The organism is uncultured Roseobacter sp. (genome assembly GCF_947492555.1).
Lineage (GTDB): Bacteria > Pseudomonadota > Alphaproteobacteria > Rhodobacterales > Rhodobacteraceae > Roseobacter.
Genome location: NZ_CANLNE010000003.1, coordinates 206,631 through 224,223, shown reverse-complemented (window position 1 = coordinate 224,223; position 17,593 = coordinate 206,631). Strand labels below are relative to the sequence as shown.

Below are 17,593 nucleotides of genomic sequence, written 5' to 3'. Positions count from 1 at the left end.
CACGCACGGCAATAATCACGCCCTCTCACTCTTGTGCTATGGTGCAACCCATGGATGCATGGCGGCCTGTCCTTCGACCGCCGGTGCAAGAAGTGAGAGGTATCATGACCAATTTCAATCATTCGATTATTCGCGCAGCCGTCTGGAACCTAGCCGGTTACTCTTTGCCGGGGCGTCCCGTGGGGATCTCCGCGCGTTCCAAGAAGGCTGAGAAACAGGCAGAAGGTCTGGCCTTGCTGGATGCGGAGTTTGTCACGCTGGTGGAGGTATCACCGGCTAACTACATCGAAACGCTGGTGCAAAAACTGAAAACCTACGGCGTCGAGTACAACCACACCCTCCTGCCACAGAAGAGCGGCAATATTCACATCGGGTTTCTGCACAAGCCGGGCATAGAGGTAACCAAGCCACGTTTCATTGAAGGCTCGGAAGGCGATTATACAGGCGGGCGTCAGGCCTTTGCCGTCGACGTCAAGATCGCCAAACTCAAGGCCATCGTCATCGGCGTGCATCTGAAATCCGGACGCAACAAGCCGCAGCAGAAGATGCGCGACAGCCAATGCAAGGTGATCGGTGACTACATCTCGCAGATCCACCAGACGCCGGGGTTGAAGCGCCGCGCCATCTTCCTGATGGGGGATTTCAACATGATCCCCGGGCAGGACGTGTCGAACTTCCACTTCCTCGGCGGGGATGATGTGATGGACTTCGTGTCCTCCTGGGATCTGCAGGATCGGTTCTCACATATTCTCGAAAAAGGCCGCGCCAACCTGCTGGACGGATTTGCCGTCAGCCGAAATTTCTCCACGGATTACATCAAAGGAAGTTTGCGGCTTTTCCCGATGCACTGGACCATGAACTTGGGGCGCGAAGCCTTCCGCAAAAGCGTCTCCGACCATCTGCCCTTCGTGGCAAGCTTCAAAATCTACTGACCCCGTCACTCCGCAGGAGCGACGACGCAGACAAGTGGGCATGCAAAGCAAACCTGCGGTCTGCCAAACAATGCCCAAACGGGACGGTGGGCGGGGCGCCTTGGCCGCAGGCCAACAGCGCCGTCCAGCGTCAGTGTCCGCCCAACATCCCGGTCCGCACGGAATAGTCCACCGCCAGCGCGTAATCGGGGTCGTCATCGCTGTCGACCATCAACTGTCCAGCCTTCTGCAAAAGCTTGTGACAATCCCGGCTCAAATGACGCAGCATGAGCGTCTTGCCCGCTGCTTCATACTTCGCGGCCAAGGCTTCAATGGCCTGCAACGCCGACTGATCGACCACGCGGCTCTCGGCAAAGTCCACGATCACCGTATCCGGATCATTCGCCACGTCAAAAAGCTCCATGAACCCGTCCGATGACCCAAAGAACAGCGGCCCATTGATCTCATAAACCTTGGCGCCTTTTTCCGTGTGCGACTCGCGTGTCGTGGCATAAATACGCCGCGCGTTGTTCCAGGCGTAGGCCAGCGCGCTCACGATCACGCCCACGACGACGGCAACCGCGAGGTCTTCCATCACCGTGACCACAGTCACAAGCAGGATCACAAACGCATCCGTAAAGGGCACCTTGCGCAGGATCGTCAGGCTGTTCCAGGCAAAGGTTCCGATCACCACCATGAACATCACACCGACCAGTGCGGCCAGTGGAATAAGCTCGATAATCGGTGCGCCCACAAGGATGAACAGCAACAGAAAGATCGCCGCCGCAATGCCGGCCACCCGCGTGCGGCCGCCGGATTTCACATTGATCATCGACTGACCGATCATCGCGCAGCCGCCCATGCCGCCAAAGAACCCGGTGACCGTATTGGCCACGCCCTGCGCGATACACTCCTGGCTCGCCCCGCCGCGCTGGTTAGTCATGTCGCCGACAAGGTTCAGCGTCAACAGGCTCTCGATCAGGCCAATGGCTGCCAGGATCACCGCATAGGGCAGAATGATCTCGAAGGTTTCCCAGTTGAGCGGCACCATCGGAATATGCAGGCTCGGCAAGCCGCCCTGAATGGAGGCCAGATCGCCCACGCGCGGCACTTCCAGCCCGAAACCGATCACCACGGCGGCAACAATACCAATGCCCGCCAGCGGTGCCGGGATGGTTCGCGTGATCCGCGGCATGACCCAGATGATCGCCATCGTCGCGGCCACCAGCGTCAGCATCAGGAACAGCGGCTGGCCGCTCAGCCATTCGCCGCCGCCCATGCCGTGGCCGGTGTTCTCCATGGTGCCCGGCACCTTGAACTGGCTCATCTGCGCCAGGAAAATAACAATGGCCAGGCCATTCACAAAGCCCAGCATCACCGGATGCGGCACCAGTCGAATAAACTTGCCCCACTGCATCACGCCCGCAAAGACCTGCAAAAGCCCCATCAGGACAACGGTCGCAAAGAGATATTCGACCCCGTGTTCAGCCACCAGCGCCACCATCACAACGGCCAGCGCCCCGGTCGCCCCCGAAATCATGCCCGGACGACCGCCAATCAACGCCGTGATCAGGCCCACCAGAAACGCCGCATAGAGCCCCACCAGCGGATGCACCCCTGCGACAAAGGCAAAAGCAACCGCTTCGGGTACCAGCGCCAGCGCCACGGTCAGACCCGACAACAACTCGATCCGAAGCCGGGCGGGCGAAAACCCGTCCTCCGGCATCCAGCGCAGATCGGTCACGTCCAAATTCTTTGTAAAGCTGCTGAACGTCGTTCGCGCCATGCTCAATATCCTAAATCGTATCTTGTGAAAAAACCCGGGCCGAGCCGGTAGATTTGCGCGCTCCCTAGACGCTTTCGCCCCAAATGGAAACCCCACCGGCCTGCGCGGTTATGGTAAATATTTCATGAACGCCCGCGCGTCGGCCCCTCACAAACAGCAATGCAACGTTACTCTGCCCGCAATTAATGCGATTTTAGCACCTGAGCCTTTCATGCCCCTCATCCGCACCCGCGCCGACATAGACGACCTGCTCGACGGCCCTACTCCCGCCGAGAAACAGCTCCTCGCTGCCTGTCTGGCCGGGAAGCCCTGTTATCTGGGCGATGGGGTTCCGCCAAAAGGCACATCGGACCCACAGGTCCGCATCCGCGCCGATGTCCTGCGCTATCTCATCACTGGTGGCTGTGAAACGCATCTGGTCGCCGATTGGGGCGTCGAGCTTTACGGCGCCCATGTCATCGATGCCTTGGACCTGAGGTTCGCAACAGAAAAGGGTGTCACCGGGCTCATCCGGTGCCGTTTTGATGAGCCAATTGAGGCGCTCCAGGCGAAACTGCAACTTCTCAGTCTGCACAGCAGCGCGTTTCCAGCGCTCAACGCCCAAGGCGTGCAAGTGACGGGGAGCGTCTACCTGAGAGACATCACCGCCGAGGCAACCGTCGATGTCAACAGCGCCACCATCGGCGGGCAGCTTGACTGCACCGGTGCCACGTTCAACGCGACCTCTGGCCATGCCCTCAAAGCTCAAGGCGCGCAAGTAAAGGGAAGCGTCTTCCTGAGAGACATCACCGCAGAGGCAACCGTCTATGTCAACAGCGCCACCATCGGCGGGCAGCTTTCCTGCACCGGTGCCACATTCAACGCAACCTCCGGTGACGCCCTCAACGCCCAGGGCGCGCAGGTAACAGGCGACATTTTTTTACGAAACATCACCGCAGAGGCAACCATCGATGTCCGCGGCGCCACCATCGGCGGGCAGCTTGGCTGCGACGGTGCTACATTCAACGCGGCGCTCAAAGCCCAAGGCGCGCAGGTGGCGGAGGGTTTCCTCTTTCGCCGTGTCAGAACAGGCCAGGGCGTGATCGATTTGAACGCGGCACAGGTGGGCACCCTGGTGGACGATCCGCACAGCTGGCCACCCAAAGACAGGCTCATTCTGGACGGATTCATCTATTCGCGCGTGGAGAATGCAAAGTTTCTAAGACTTTCTGATCGGCTCGACTGGCTTGCCAAGGGCAGCACCTGGGGCCATGAGTTCTACCCCCAGCCCTATACCCAGCTTGCCAAGACCTACCGCGAGATGGGGCAGGACGGCGATGCACGCGATATCCTCGCAGAGCGGGAACGGCGTTTGCTACGGCACCGCTTTTTCAGCAAGGTCACGCTTCACAACGGGACACCCGAGGACGGCGTGGCCCTCCGACAAATCAATTTCCACGTCATCCTGTGGTCCTTTCTGGCGCGCACGGTGGTGGGATACGGTTATCACCCATTTCGCAGCGTGATGATCCTGTTTGCCTTGATCGCCCTCAGCGCCGTTTTTGCCGACCGCGCATGGCAGACAGGCGGCATCACCCCGAATTCCGCGCATGTTCTGGTGTCACCGGGGTGGCTTGCGCATCACGCTGTTGAGGGGGCGCCCGCCCATGTCTGGATCGGCGAAGTCATCCCGGCGGGATGGTCCCCCGACCCTGAGACACCGGAGCAGATGTGGCGCGATACGGCCCCCGGCCGCGATTGGGAGACGTTCAATGCGCTGGCCTATGGTGCGGACATTGCCATTCCGATCATCGCGTTCGGCCAGACCGATGCCTGGGCGCCATCGGCCACGCGCGGGGCTTGGGGAACGTTTCTGTGGTGGTGGCGTTGGGTCGCGACAACCACGGGATGGATTGTCACAGGTCTTGCGGCCGCCGCCGTGACCGGGATCATCCGGCGGGACTGACGCACGCGCCGCTCACGAAAAATCAACCTGCCCACCCCATTGATCTCACCGCCTATTCCCGCCACGATCCAAGCTGGACACAGAACGGAGCATACCATGACCGCACCCAAGATCGCCGTGATTGGCGGCTCTGGCATTTACGAGATCGACGGGCTGGAGGACACCAGCTGGACCAGTGTGGAAACCCCCTGGGGTGCCCCGTCAGACGCGATCCTGACCGGACGGTTGCACGGTACCGAGATGGCGTTCCTGCCCCGGCATGGGCGCGGTCACATTCATAGCCCGACCTCCGTTCCCTACCGGGCCAATATCGACGCGCTGAAACGGTTGGGCTGCACCGATGTGGTATCCATTTCGGCCTGCGGTTCCTTTCGCGAGGAGATGGCGCCGGGAGATTTCGTCCTTGTCGATCAATTCATTGACCGCACGTTCGCGCGGGAGAAATCCTTCTTCGGTACCGGCTGCGTAGCGCATGTGTCGGTTGCTCACCCGACCTGCCCGCGCCTGACCGACGCCTGTGAGATCGCCGCGAAGGACGCAGGCATCACCGTACACAAGGGCGGCACCTACCTCGCGATGGAAGGGCCTCAATTCTCGACGCTGGCCGAATCCAAAATGTACCGCGAAAGCTGGGGCGCGGATGTGATCGGCATGACCAACATGCCGGAAGCGAAACTCGCCCGCGAGGCCGAGCTTTGCTACGCCTCCGTCGCCATGATCACCGATTATGACAGCTGGCACCCCGATCATGGCGAGGTGGACGTGACCCAGATCATCGCCACGCTCATGGGGAACGCGGACAAGGGCCGCGACATGGTCCGCCGCCTTCCCGAATTGCTGGGACCAGAGCGCACGCCCTGCCCGCATGGATGCGACCGCGCACTCGAATACGCGATCCTGACTGCGCCCGAAGCCCGCGATCCGGCCTTGATGGCGAAACTCGGTGCGGTTGCCGGTCGCCTTTTGTGATCCGCTGGCTCTTCCTCATACTCCTCTGGCTTGGCCCCTCTGCGGGCGCGCAGGATTATGTTTCCGTCCCGAATGCGCCGCTGAACGATACTGATTTTTACAATCTGGTCAGCTGCGCCGCAGCCCCCGACGGCCCTTGCGCCAAAAGCCGTGTGCGCTGGCCCGAAGAAATGGCTGGCAACCTCAGCCTGGGCATCGTCGCCATCCATCAAGATTACCCGCGGCTTCTGCGCACACCGATCCGCCGCGCGCTTTACCGGGCAATCACCGAAGTCAACGCCGCCGACGCCGGACTGCGTCTGCGCCGGGCGGCCCCTGACGAAAAACCAGACATCGCGATCCATCTGGTGGATCAAAAGATGGGCAGCATCATCAGGGATTTTCCGGAGCCCGAGTTGAACGGCAATGAAATGCCCGCCGCACTTTTCTGGATATGGTGGAACGGCAGGGATGAAATCCAGCGGGCCGTCATCCTCTTTGCCCGCGATGTGAAATGGGAAGAAATCGAGTCCATCATGCTCGAAGAGGTCGTGCAGGCAACCGGCTTGATGACGGACATCGACAGCCCCTGGTACAGGTTCCGGTCCATCTTTGCTGAGTTGTCTGACAACACCGTCACTCGGCTGCAACCGCAAGACATCATGGCCTTGCGCCGACACTACCCACCTCAATGACGCCCACCTGACCATGACGCTTGACGTGGCGTGGCTCAAACCACTTTAACTGGCGGTGTGTCATCGCGAAAACCAAGGAAACACAATGCCTCTTGATCTCTGGCTGACATTTGTCGCCGCCTCCACCGCCTTGCTGCTGATCCCCGGCCCGACCGTCCTGCTGGTCCTGAGCTATGCCCTGTCCAAAGGCCGCTCTGTCGCCGTCGCCTCCGCGGCAGGTGTTGCCATGGGCGATCTGATCGCCATGAGCGCTTCGCTCGCGGGACTGGGGGCGCTGGTCCTGGCCTCGGCCACGCTCTTTACCCTGCTGAAATGGATCGGGGCGGTGTATCTGGTCTGGCTGGGGATCAAGCTGATCCGCTCTGCCCCGAGCGCCGGCCTGGCGCCAGGCACTCTGGAAATCAACGCAAAGGGTGTTTTCAGCCACACCGCAGCCGTGACCGCGCTCAACCCAAAATCCATCGCCTTTTTCATCGCCTTCGTGCCGCAGTTCCTGCGCCCGGAGGCCCCACTACTCCCACAGTTTGCGCTCCTGATTACCACTTTCGTAACGCTCGCCGCGGTAAACGCACTGGCCTATGCGCTGCTGGCAGACCGGCTTCGCCGCGTCATCGGTCGCCCCTCGGTCCTGACGTGGATCACCCGCGCAGGCGGCACAACACTGATCGGCATGGGCGTGCTCACTGCCACGCTGCGCCGCGCGAACTAAGGAAAAAGCGTCATGAAAACGGTTCAGGACTACATTCGCACCATCGTGGACTTCCCGCATGAGGGGATCATGTTTCGCGATGTCACCACGCTTTTTGCCGACCCGCGCGGCTTTCGCATGGCCATCGACCAGATGCTGCACCCCTACGCGGGTCTCGAAATTGACAAGGTCGTCGGCTTGGAAGCGCGTGGTTTCATCCTCGGCGGGGCCATCGCGCACCAGCTGTCGGTCGGCTTCGTGCCGATCCGTAAAAAGGGCAAACTGCCCGGCACCACGATCAGTCAGGATTACAAACTGGAGTACGGCGAGGCGATTGTCGAAATCCACGACGATGCGATCACGGCAGGGGAGAAAGTGCTCGTAGTCGATGACCTGCTGGCGACCGGCGGCACCGCAGAGGCCGGGATCAAGCTGCTGGAGCGGTTGGGGGGCGAAATCGTCTCCTGTGCGTTCATCATCGACCTGCCGGAGCTTGGGGGGCGCAAAAAACTTGAAGCCATGGGCATGGATGTCCATGCGCTCTGTGCGTTCGACGGCCTTTGAACCCGCGCCAGAACCAAATCCTGGAAGGATTTGAAAAACATCATGCGGCGCGGCAGCGCCTCACTTCTTGAGGACCGCGCCGGGGTTCATGATGCCCAGAGGATCGAGCGCGGCCTTGATCGCCCGCATCGCAGAGAGTTTGGCGGGGTCGCCATAGCGCTCCAAATCCTCCACTTTCAGCCGCCCAATGCCATGCTCGGCACTGACCGACCCGCCAAGCCGGTGCGCAAGATCGTGCACGACCCGCTGCAATTCGGCGCGCTGATTGGCATGATCGGACGCCTTCTGCCCCGGCAGGGGAAAGATGTTGTAATGCAGGTTACCATCTCCCACGTGACCAAAGCAGTTAATGCGGAAGGTGCCGACCCCTCCGATCACCTCCCTGCCTTCGGCGATGAATTCCGGAATGGCGCCGAGGGGGACCGACACATCGCTGGATATGATCGCCCCCACGCGCTTGTTGGCCTCCGGGATGTGTTCGCGTACCGACCAGAACGCGTCCGACTGCTGCGCGCTCTGCGCAATCACTCCGTCCAGGGCCACCCCCTCTGTCGCGGCCTTCTCGAACAGATCTGCCAACGCCGCCTGAGGGTCCAGACCGGCGACCACCCCCACCTCAATCAGTACCGACCACTCGGGCCGCTCAGCAAAAGGCTGACGCACCTCGGGCAGGGTTTCCGCCAGAAACGCCAGCCCCTGACCGTTGATCAATTCAAAGCCACTCACCAATTCGCCCAATTGTGATCGGGCCAGTGCCAGAAGGGACAAAGCCGCCTCCGGTGACGGCACGACAAAGATGGCCGTTCCCATAGCCGCCGGGCGTGGGCTCAGCTTCAACGCTGCCGCGGTGATCACGCCCAGCGTGCCTTCCGACCCGATCAGCAGGTTGCGCAGATCATAGCCGGTGTTGTCCTTGCGCAACCGCTTCAACCCGTGCCAGATTTGCCCGTCGGGCAGCACCGCTTCCAACCCAAGGCAGAGATCGCGGGCATTCCCATAGCGCAGCACGGCCGTGCCACCGGCGTTGGTCGCAAGATTTCCGCCGATCCGCGCCGATCCTTCAGAGGCAAGCGACAGCGGAAACAGCCGACCCGCCTCTTCCGCCGCAGCCTGCACATCGGCCAGCACCGCACCGGCATCGCAGATCAGCACGTTTTCCTCCGGATAAACCGCTCGAATTTCGGTCATCCGCTCCAAGGACAGAATAAGCGGCAAGACCCCCTCCGGCGATATCTGCCCGCCGACAAGCCCAGTGCCCCCCGCATAGGCCACAATGCCCACGCGCGCATCGGCGGCCAACCGCACAATCGCCGCCACCTCTTGGGTTGTACGCGGCAGGGCAACAAGCGTTTCGCGCCCATGGTAGCGCCCCCTTGGCTCTTCCAGATGGCGCGGTTCGGTTGTTTTGATCACCCCCTCCGGCAACTGCTGGCGCAGGCGTGTCTCAAAGGCGGAATCGGCAGAGTTCAAATCCATGCCCCTTGATCCCCCGCGCAAGAACGCGATGCAAGGGGGCTCAGGGCGTGCTGAGAAGGGCCGGACGCAAAACCATCACCGTGGGCCGCCCCGGCAACCGGTCCAGCGAGATGTCCAGCGCCGGACCACCGACCTCCACCACCGCAAATTCATCCGACATGCCGGTCAGGAACTCGTCCAGCGCATACAGCGAAAACCAGTGCATCGGGATCACGACAGAGGACTTCAGCCGCTTCAGCACCCGGATCATCGTGGGCAAATCCAGCGTATACCCACCGTCCACCGGCGCCATCACCACATCCAGCCGCCCGAGGGCCGCATATTGCGACGCATCCGGTTCGTGATGCAGATGCCCCAGATGCCCGACACATAGGCCCGCCAGTTCAAAGACGAAGATCGAATTACCCTTCTCCTCGACCCCGGAAAATTGCGACCGGATATCGGTGGAGACATTGCGGATCAACACCTCACCCAGATCAAGATGATGCTCGATCCCCTCTCCGAACGGCCCCCACCCCGGCAACACATGCGGGATCGCCGGATCCGGGTGCGCCGTCCAATGGGTGTCATGGGCATGGTTCATGGTCACCACATCCGGGATCATCGGGGCCGATCCGGTAAACCCGGTGAAATCCGTCACCATGTTCAGGCCCCCATGGCTGCGGATCAGAAAACTTGCGTGGGCAATATAGTGAATGCGCACCGTCTCTTCGGCCACCGCACCCAGGCTGGCAGGCACCACATACTCCAGACCCGGCGCCTCGGCCAACGCGACGCAATGGCTCGGCGTACGTTCCTGCGCCACCGCCATCTGCGCCATAAAAACAAAAACTGCAAAAAGCCGAATGAGCATGACCACCTCCCACACAGATAGCCTATCGCGATCTCCCGATTCACCGAAGGGTTTTCAGGCGCGCCGCCGATACGACAGGCCGTTCGCCCAAAAATGCGCCCCAACACTTTCTTCTGGTCAAAAATATCCCCGCCGGAGGCACGCGGCTTTTGCAAAAAGCCGCAAAAGGGAATCCTACCCCGCCTGCGTCTTGCCGCGCCGGTCGCTGCGCAGGGCGGCATAAAGCACATGGGTGCGCCAGCGCCCGTCGATCTGCAGATAGCTCTGCGCCACACCTTCGTATTTGAACCCCGAGGTCTCCAACAATCCGCGCGAGGCGGCGTTCTCCGGCAGGCAGGCCGCCTCGATCCGGCTGAGGTCCAGTTGCGTGAAGGCGTGATGTACCAATGCTGTTATCGCCTCGCGCATATACCCCTGCCGCGCAAAGGGCTCGCCTGTCCAATAGCCCAAGGTACCCGCCTGCGCGGGACCGCGCCGAATATTATCGAGCGTGATCGCCCCCAGCAGCGCATCATCCTGCCGCCGGATCAGGAAAAGCGGTAGCGCTGTGCCTCCCGACACCGACCGCTGCGCCCAATAGACCCGGTTGGTAAAGGCCTTGCGCGTCAGATGATCCTTGGCCCAGCTGGGCTCCCAGGAGGTCAGGTAATCCTTGCTGTGCGCCCGCAGCGCGGTCCAGGCCCGGAAATCCGAATGGATCGGCGGGCGCAGGGTCATCCGTTCCGTTTCAATGCGGAGTTTCCGAAACCCGCGCAGCATCACGCCGCCCGACGCTCCTGCAACGCCGCAAGGCTTGGGGCATCGTCAATCGGCCCGTAGAGGGCCAGCGCCGCCGGGGCAGCCGAAGCCATGTCTTGCGCAAACTCGCGCACGTCTCCCGTGGTCACCGCGTCGATCATCGCCACGGTCTCTTCCAGCGGCGGCACCCGGTCCCAGATCTGCACCAGCCGCGCCAGCCGCTCCGCCCGGTTCGACGGGCTCTCCAGCCCCATCAACAGCCCGGCTTTCATCTGCGCCCGTGCCCGCGCCACCTCTGCCGGAGACATGTCAGAGGCCGCGCGTTTCATCTCGTCAATGGTGATCTCGGCCAGCTGTGGCAGTTGCGCCGCGCTGGTACCCGCATAAATCGTGGTCATGCCGGTATCGGCATAGGCCCCCGCCTGCGCAAAGATCGAATAACATAGCCCGCGATTTTCGCGGATTTCCTGAAACAGGCGGCTCGACATGCCGCCACCCAGGGCTGAGGCGTAAATCTGCGCCGTATAGATGCTGTCATCCCGGTAGCCGGGGCTCTCGAAGGCCAGCGCAAAATGCGCCTGCTCCAGCGCCTTGGGCTGGCGCCGCTCACCGCCCAGAAACCGTGCTGCGTCCGCGTTAAAGACCGGCCGTGCTTCCATGTCGCCAAAAAGCTCTTCGGCCAGCTTCACAATGGCTTCATGATCCACCGCACCCGCCGCGGAGAGGATCATCTGCTCAGGCCCATAGTGCTGCTTGATGAACCCCTGAAGGTCCGCGCGGGCGAAATTGGCCACCCGCTCAGCCGGGCCCAGAATGGTGCGGCCCATCGGATGATCCGGATAGGCCTGCTCTTGCAGCCAGTCAAAAATCACATCGTCGGGCGTATCCAGCGCCTGCCCGATCTCCTGCAGGATCACGCCGCGCTCCACCTCGATCTCCGCCTCTTCCAGCGTCGGGTTCAGCAGGATATCGGCGATCACGTCGAGCGCCAGCGGCACGTCATTCTGCAGCACCCGCGCATAATAAGCCGTGACCTCGCGGCTGGTGTAGGCGTTGATATACCCGCCCACGTCTTCGATGCTCTCGGCGATCTGCAGCGCCGTGCGCCGCTTGGTGCCTTTGAAGGCCATATGCTCCAGAAAATGCGCAATGCCGTTCTGGGCGGGCGTTTCATGCCGCGCGCCTGCGGTCACCCAGACGCCAATGGAAGCCGAGGCGAGGCCGGGCATTTCTTCGGTTACGATGCGGAAGCCGTTTGGCAGGCGGTGTTGGTTCAGTGTCACGCAGCTCTGTGCCCTTTGATGTGCGCGGTGAGCGCGGCCAGATCGTTCGGCACCCGGCTCACCCGTTCCGCGCGTTCATACAGGTCTGCCATACGCGGGGGCAAGGGGGGCCGTTGCGTCGACGCCTCTTCCACCGCATCGGGAAACTTCGCCGGATGCGCCGTGGCCAGCGTGATCATCGGCGTGCCGGTGACGCGCTGCTCCTCCGCCACCTTCACGCCCACGGCAGAATGCGGACAGAGCAGCTCGCCGGTTGCCTGCAGCGCGGAGGCAATTGTGGCCGAGGTTTCCTCCTCGGAGGCGCGACCAGACAGGTAATGCGATTGCAGCACCTGCATGGCGCCCTGGCTGACCTCGAAACCGCCCGCTTTCAACTCTTCCATAAGCTGGACAATGGCTGGCCCCTCACGGTCATAGGCATCGAACAGCGCGCGCTCGAAGTTGGAGGAGACCTGAATGTCCATCGAGGGGCTGATCGAAGGCACGGTCTCGCCCTTGTGATAGCCCTGCCCCTTGAGGCAGCGGTCGAGAATGTCGTTCTGGTTGGTCGCGACCACAAGCTTGTCGATGGGCAGACCCATGCGTTTGGCGATGTAGCCTGCGAAGATATCGCCGAAATTGCCTGTGGGCACGGTGAAGCTGACGGGGCGATGTGGCGCGCCCACCGACACGGCGGCAGAGAAATAGTACACAACCTGCGCCAGCACCCGGCCCCAGTTGATCGAGTTCACACCCGCCAGCTTCACCTCATCGCGGAAGGCGAAGTCGTTGAACATATCCTTCAGCCGCGCCTGGCAGTCGTCGAAATCTCCGTCCATCGCCAGCGCATGCACGTTGCTCTCCGTTGGCGTCGTCATCTGCCGCCGCTGCACCTCGGAGATGCGCCCATGCGGGTAGAGGATGAAGACATCCACGTTGTCGAGACCCCGGAACGCCTCAATCGCGGCCGAGCCGGTATCGCCGGAGGTGGCGCCCACGATGGTCACCCGCTCACCCTTGCGGCCCAGTGCAGTCTGGAACATCTGCCCGATGAGCTGCATGGCAAAGTCCTTGAAGGCCAGCGTTGGCCCGTGAAACAGTTCCAGCAGGAAATGCCCCTGATCGAGCTGCACCAGAGGCGCGCGCGCCGCATGGCCGAACCCGGCATAGGCCCGGTCGATTATCCCCTCGAACTCGTCATCCGTGAAAACATCGCCGACAAACGGCCGCATCACGCGGTAGGCAATCGCCTCATAGCTCAGACCCTCCAGTCGCGCGATCTCGGCCCCGGTCATCTGCGGGATCGTTTCGGGCACGTAGAGACCGCCGTCGCGGGCCAAGCCGGTCAACATCGCCTCCTCGAAATTCAGGATGGGTGCGGTGCCGCGGGTCGAAATGTAACGCATGGTCTCAGCTTTTGTTGGCCGCCTTTGGGCGACGCAGGAAAATGGCGGTCATCGCCAGCCAGATGGCGGACAGCGAGAACCATGTGATCGCATATTGCAAGTGATCGTTCGGAATACCAGCGGTGTCTACCGGCCAGGGCGTCACGCCAAGGTCCGAATCCGGCACCTCGCGCAACACGACCAGCACCGGCTCGGTGCTCAGCGTGCGGGCCATGGCGGGCACGTCGCGGGCAAACCAGATGTTGGTGTCAAGGTCAGGTGCGGGCGTGAATCCATCCGCCTCAATGGGATCATCGAGATTGCCAACCAGCGTCACCGGTCCCTCCGGTACCGGCGGCAGAGCGGTAATGCCATCTGCCACCCAGCCGGTATCAACCAGCACCCGACCATACCCCTCTGACTGAAACGGGCGGATGATGCGGTAGACAGCACCAATGGACTTCCGTGACGCCAAAACCCGGACATGGCCCCCTTCGGGATCGAATGCGCCTGTAAGCCGCACCGGCGCATAACGGCGCGGTTCAGGCTCCAGCGCGTCGCGCAACGCCACCGGGTCGGCGGCTATCTCGGTCTCGATACGGGTCAGCAGACCTTCTTTCCAGGCCAGCCGCTGCACCTGCCAGATGCCGAGGCTGATCAGGATCGCCGCCCCTCCCAGCCCGAAGATCAGAAAGAATGCCAGTCGCCGCATGAGTGTTCCGGACCTAAAAGGAAAAGCGCGCGAGAGCCGCGCGCTTTTTTCTCAAGACATGTAAGGCCGTTTAATGCGCTCCGGGCATCTGCCCGACACCCCAGATGTAAACGGCAAAGAAGAGAAACAGCCAGACCACGTCCACAAAGTGCCAGTACCAGGCGGCGGCCTCGAAGCCCACGTGTTTCTCTGGCGTGAAATGCCCCTTCATCGCCCGCACCAGGCAGACCGTCAGGAAGATCGTCCCGATGATCACATGCGCCCCGTGAAAGCCGGTAGCCATGAAGAAGTTGGAGTAGAACTTGTCCCCGCCGAACTCCCAGCCCTTGTAGAGCAGGTAGGAGTATTCGTAGGCCTGCAGCGCAGTGAAGAGCACACCGAGGATGATCGAGATCGCCAGACCCCAGATCAGATCCTTGCGGTTGTTTTCATGCACCAGCGCGTGGTGCGCCCATGTGACCGCGCAGCCCGACAATAGCAGGATCAGCGTGTTGATCAGCGGCAGGTGGAACGCGTCCACGTGGTAGATTTCCGGCTGCACGTATTCCGTGCCCGCGTATCCACTCATCGGGTAGATGGCGTGTTTGAAGAAGCTCCAGAACCAGGCGGCAAAGAACATCACCTCCGACATGATGAAGAGGATGAAGCCGTAGCGCAGACCGATCCGCACCACCGGGGTATGATCGCCGATCTTGCTTTCAGCCACGACCTCGGACCACCAGCCGAACATCACATAGAGCACGGCGACGAAACCGCCCCAGAACATGAACGGCGTGATGCCCTGCATCCACAAAACGGCGCCAAAGAGCATGAAGAACCCGGCGAGCGCACCCAACAGCGGCCAGATCGAGGGGTTCAGAATATGGTAATCGTGGTTCTTTTCATGGGCCATGACGTCGCTTGCCTTATCTTGGTCAGTTCAGACTTGTGTCTGAGGTTGGTTCCATGTCCTGCACGGCGGCGTAGCCTTCGGGCAGGTCAATTTCGTAGAATGTATAGGAGAGTGTGATGGTATGTACATATTTTCCGTCACGATCATCGACGATTTCCGGGTCCACGTAGAAGGTCACCGGCATCTGCACCCGTTCGCCGGGCTGCAGGATCTGTTCTTCGAAACAGAAACACTGGATCTTGTTGAAAAAGCCGCCCGCCTGGTAGGGGGTGACATTGTAGCTGGCAGATCCGGCAATCGGACGGTTGGTCGGGTTGTAGGCCTCGTAAAAGGCCAGGCCGGTCTCGCCGATGCGCACTTCCATCTCGCGCTCGACCGGTTTGAAGGTCCACGCCATTTCGCTGTGCAGCGATCCGTCAAAGCGCACCTTGATCGTCTGGTCCAACACGTCGTCTGGTGCCACATCGGACACGCCGGTCACACCGCCAAATCCGGTCACCCGGCAGAACCAGTCGTAGAACGGCACGGAGGCCCAGGCGAGCCCGCCCATGACAAGCACAACGCTGACAGTCTGGGCAACGGTTTTCGCGGGTCCGGAAAGCGCCATTACTGGGTCAGCTCCTCTGCCTTGGGCAGCTCAAAATCGCCATTGGTGACCTTGGTGAAGGTCAGAGCCAGCACCAGCACGACGAAGCCGGCCAGCATCAAGCCAACACCGATGTTCCGGCCCTTGCGCCGCGTGTGCAGTTCATGTTCAGGCTTGAAAGTCATGGATCACCAGCCTCCCATGCCGAAGGGGCGCAGCATCGCTTCGATCAGGATCATGCCGAAATGCGCAAAAAGATACCACAGCGACAGGCGGAAGAACTTCTTTTCCACCCGGTATGCGTCGGCCTCGGCCTGCGTTTCATCCCGGCGCCAGATGTCAAATGCCCCCTTCAGGAACATCGCGTTCAGGATAACCGCGGCCGCCAGATAGAGCGGCCCGCCAATGGCTGTGAACCCTGTGCCAACCGCCAGCAGCACCAACGGCAGCGTATACCCCAGCACATGCGCCCTTGTGGCACGACGCCCGTGGGTGACCGTCAGCATCGGCACATCCGCGTCGTCGTAGTCTGATTTCATGAACAGCGCGAGCGCCCAGAAATGCGGCGGCGTCCACATGAAGATCAGCGCAAACATCAACCAGGCCTCGACCGAGAAACTGCCCGTGGCAACCACCCAGCCGATCACCGGCGGGAAGGCCCCGGCGGCGCCACCAATCACGATGTTCTGCGGCGTGGAGCGTTTCAGCCACATGGAATAGATGACGGCGTAGAAGAAAATGGTGAAGGCCAGCAGCCCGGCAGCCAGCAGGTTCGCCGAGAGCCCCAGCATCATCACCGACAGGCCCGACAACGCCAGCCCTAGCGACAGAGCCTCACCCGCTGGCACCCGACCCGAAGGGATCGGGCGCTTGGCGGTGCGGCGCATGACGGCATCGATATCCGCGTCCCACCACATGTTCAGCGCACCAGAGGCCCCTGCCCCGATCGCCACGAACAGGATGGAGGAAAAGGCAATTACCGGATGCACGGGAACTGGCGCCGCCAGCAGCCCCACAAGGGCCGTGAACACCACCAGCGACATGACACGCGGCTTCAACAGGGCAAAATAATCGCCCAGTTGCGTGTCATACTCCTCGGCTGGAGTTGTGTAGCTCGCATCAGCCATTCATGTGCCTTCTATGCCATCAGCAGGTAGGGTGGGCTTTCAGGCCACCTGTGCCAGATCAGTTCGACGCGATCACGCGGGTTTGCGGAATGCCTGCGTATTCCTCTCTCGCTCCGGCCAGCCACTCGGCATAGGCCTCTTCCGAGACGACTTTCACGGTGATCGGCATATAGGCGTGGTTCAGACCGCACAGCTCTGAACACTGACCAAAGTAGATACCTTCCTGCTCCGCCTTGAACCACAGCTCCGCCAGACGTCCGGGCACCGCATCCTGCTTCACGCCAAAGGCGGGAATGGTCCAGGCATGGATCACGTCGCCGCCTGTGACCTGCATCACGATGGTCTTGTTGACCGGCACCACGACGGAGGTATCGGTGGCCAGCAGGAACTCCTCTTCGGAGAAACCAGCCGCTTCCAGTTGCGCAATCACCTCGGGTGACTTCTGATTTGTACCCCCCGTTGCAGGCGCACCAATCATGTAGCTGGAGAATTCGAACCCCTCATCCACATACTCATAGTCCCAATACCACTGATATCCGGTCACCTTGATCGTGATATCCGCTTCGGGAATCTCCTGCTGCTTAAACAGGATCGGCAAAGAGAACGCGCCGATGAACACCAGGATCACGATCGGAATCACGGTCCAGGCGATCTCGACCGGCGTATTATGAGTGAAGGACGCAGGCTCCGCATTGCGCTTGGCATTGTAACGGATGGCTACCCAGAGGATCAGCGCCGTCACGAACAGCGTGATCGCGGTGATGATCACCAGAATCATGCCGTCCAGCCACTGCAGGTCTTCCGCCAGCTCGGTCACGGCAGGTTGAAAGCCCATTTTGCCATCCACGGGACGCCCAATGATTTCGAGATTGTCCTGTGCCTGGGCCGCTGTTGCTGCAAAACCAGCCATCAGGCCTGAGAATGTGAAAAAACGTTTCATGTGTCGTCCTGATCTTGGGATCATCTTTGGTTGGCGGGCGGGGAAAGGACTGCGCACCATCCCGTCCGTTGTAATCTGTGCTCTT

At 61.3% G+C, this 17,593-nt stretch carries 18 protein-coding genes; 6 read left to right on the top strand and 12 right to left on the bottom strand.

What is annotated here, in order from left to right; translation table 11 throughout:
* The first annotated feature begins 104 nt into the window (after window positions 1-104).
* Complete coding sequence (locus tag Q1A07_RS14185) at window positions 105-932, top strand: GMP synthase (protein WP_299782429.1); 828 nt, start codon at window positions 105-107, stop codon at window positions 930-932.
* Window positions 933-1,062: 130 nt separating this feature from the next.
* Here Q1A07_RS14185 and Q1A07_RS14180 read toward each other — a convergent pair whose 3' ends face one another.
* Complete coding sequence (locus Q1A07_RS14180) at window positions 1,063-2,697, bottom strand: SulP family inorganic anion transporter (RefSeq protein ID WP_299782428.1); 1,635 nt, start codon at window positions 2,695-2,697, stop codon at window positions 1,063-1,065.
* Between the two features lie 211 nt (window positions 2,698-2,908).
* Between Q1A07_RS14180 and Q1A07_RS14175 the strand changes: the two genes are divergently transcribed.
* The 5 genes from Q1A07_RS14175 (at window position 2,909) to Q1A07_RS14155 (ending at window position 7,537) form a co-directional block, all read left to right on the top strand.
* Window positions 2,909-4,642, top strand: a complete 1,734-nt coding sequence (locus Q1A07_RS14175) for a hypothetical protein (protein ID WP_299782426.1) — start codon at window positions 2,909-2,911, stop codon at window positions 4,640-4,642.
* A 96-nt stretch (window positions 4,643-4,738) separates the two neighbouring features.
* Entirely contained in the window at window positions 4,739-5,611 is an 873-nt protein-coding gene (locus tag Q1A07_RS14170; RefSeq protein WP_299782424.1) for an S-methyl-5'-thioadenosine phosphorylase, read from the top strand.
* Window positions 5,608-6,285: a hypothetical protein gene (locus Q1A07_RS14165; protein ID WP_299782422.1), complete on the top strand. Its 678-nt coding sequence runs from the start codon at window positions 5,608-5,610 to the stop codon at window positions 6,283-6,285. The genes Q1A07_RS14170 and Q1A07_RS14165 overlap by 4 nt, the downstream gene beginning before the upstream one ends.
* 85 nt (window positions 6,286-6,370) lie before the next feature.
* The gene (locus tag Q1A07_RS14160; protein WP_299782420.1) at window positions 6,371-6,994 is read left to right on the top strand and encodes a LysE family translocator; all 624 of its coding nucleotides are present in this window, start codon (window positions 6,371-6,373) and stop codon (window positions 6,992-6,994) included.
* Window positions 6,995-7,006: 12 nt separating this feature from the next.
* The gene (locus tag Q1A07_RS14155) at window positions 7,007-7,537 is read left to right on the top strand and encodes an adenine phosphoribosyltransferase (protein WP_195818618.1); all 531 of its coding nucleotides are present in this window, start codon (window positions 7,007-7,009) and stop codon (window positions 7,535-7,537) included.
* A gap of 60 nt (window positions 7,538-7,597) precedes the next feature.
* On the opposite strand, the gene Q1A07_RS14150 is transcribed toward Q1A07_RS14155, so the two are convergent.
* From Q1A07_RS14150 to coxB, 11 genes are all read right to left on the bottom strand, one after another.
* Entirely contained in the window at window positions 7,598-9,013 is a 1,416-nt protein-coding gene (locus Q1A07_RS14150; protein WP_299782417.1) for an FAD-binding oxidoreductase, read from the bottom strand.
* Window positions 9,014-9,053: 40 nt separating this feature from the next.
* Complete coding sequence (locus Q1A07_RS14145; RefSeq protein ID WP_299782415.1) at window positions 9,054-9,866, bottom strand: MBL fold metallo-hydrolase; 813 nt, start codon at window positions 9,864-9,866, stop codon at window positions 9,054-9,056.
* A 174-nt stretch (window positions 9,867-10,040) separates the two neighbouring features.
* Window positions 10,041-10,625 carry a GNAT family protein gene (locus Q1A07_RS14140; protein ID WP_299782413.1) on the bottom strand — a complete coding sequence of 195 codons (585 nt, stop codon included), beginning with the start codon at window positions 10,623-10,625 and terminating at the stop codon, window positions 10,041-10,043.
* Window positions 10,625-11,887: a pitrilysin family protein gene (locus Q1A07_RS14135; RefSeq protein WP_299782411.1), complete on the bottom strand. Its 1,263-nt coding sequence runs from the start codon at window positions 11,885-11,887 to the stop codon at window positions 10,625-10,627. The genes Q1A07_RS14140 and Q1A07_RS14135 overlap by 1 nt, the downstream gene beginning before the upstream one ends.
* Complete coding sequence (gene thrC, locus Q1A07_RS14130) at window positions 11,884-13,272, bottom strand: threonine synthase (RefSeq protein WP_299782408.1); 1,389 nt, start codon at window positions 13,270-13,272, stop codon at window positions 11,884-11,886. Before thrC ends, Q1A07_RS14135 begins: the two co-directional genes overlap by 4 nt.
* 4 nt (window positions 13,273-13,276) lie before the next feature.
* Entirely contained in the window at window positions 13,277-13,963 is a 687-nt protein-coding gene (locus tag Q1A07_RS14125) for an SURF1 family protein (RefSeq protein ID WP_299782406.1), read from the bottom strand.
* A 70-nt stretch (window positions 13,964-14,033) separates the two neighbouring features.
* A complete protein-coding gene (locus Q1A07_RS14120) occupies window positions 14,034-14,855 on the bottom strand; it encodes a cytochrome c oxidase subunit 3 (RefSeq protein ID WP_299782403.1) in 822 nt (273 codons plus the stop codon).
* 22 nt (window positions 14,856-14,877) lie between these two features.
* The gene (locus Q1A07_RS14115) at window positions 14,878-15,462 is read right to left on the bottom strand and encodes a cytochrome c oxidase assembly protein (RefSeq protein ID WP_299782401.1); all 585 of its coding nucleotides are present in this window, start codon (window positions 15,460-15,462) and stop codon (window positions 14,878-14,880) included.
* On the bottom strand, window positions 15,462-15,626 hold the full coding sequence (locus Q1A07_RS14110; RefSeq protein ID WP_299782398.1) for a cytochrome C oxidase assembly protein: 165 nt from the start codon (window positions 15,624-15,626) through the stop codon (window positions 15,462-15,464). The genes Q1A07_RS14115 and Q1A07_RS14110 overlap by 1 nt, the downstream gene beginning before the upstream one ends.
* Window positions 15,627-15,629: 3 nt before the next feature.
* Complete coding sequence (gene cyoE, locus Q1A07_RS14105) at window positions 15,630-16,568, bottom strand: heme o synthase (protein WP_299782396.1); 939 nt, start codon at window positions 16,566-16,568, stop codon at window positions 15,630-15,632.
* Between the two features lie 58 nt (window positions 16,569-16,626).
* Window positions 16,627-17,508, bottom strand: coding sequence for a cytochrome c oxidase subunit II (gene coxB / locus Q1A07_RS14100; RefSeq protein WP_299782394.1), 882 nt, complete (start codon window positions 17,506-17,508; stop codon window positions 16,627-16,629).
* Between the last annotated feature and the right edge of the window lie 85 nt (window positions 17,509-17,593).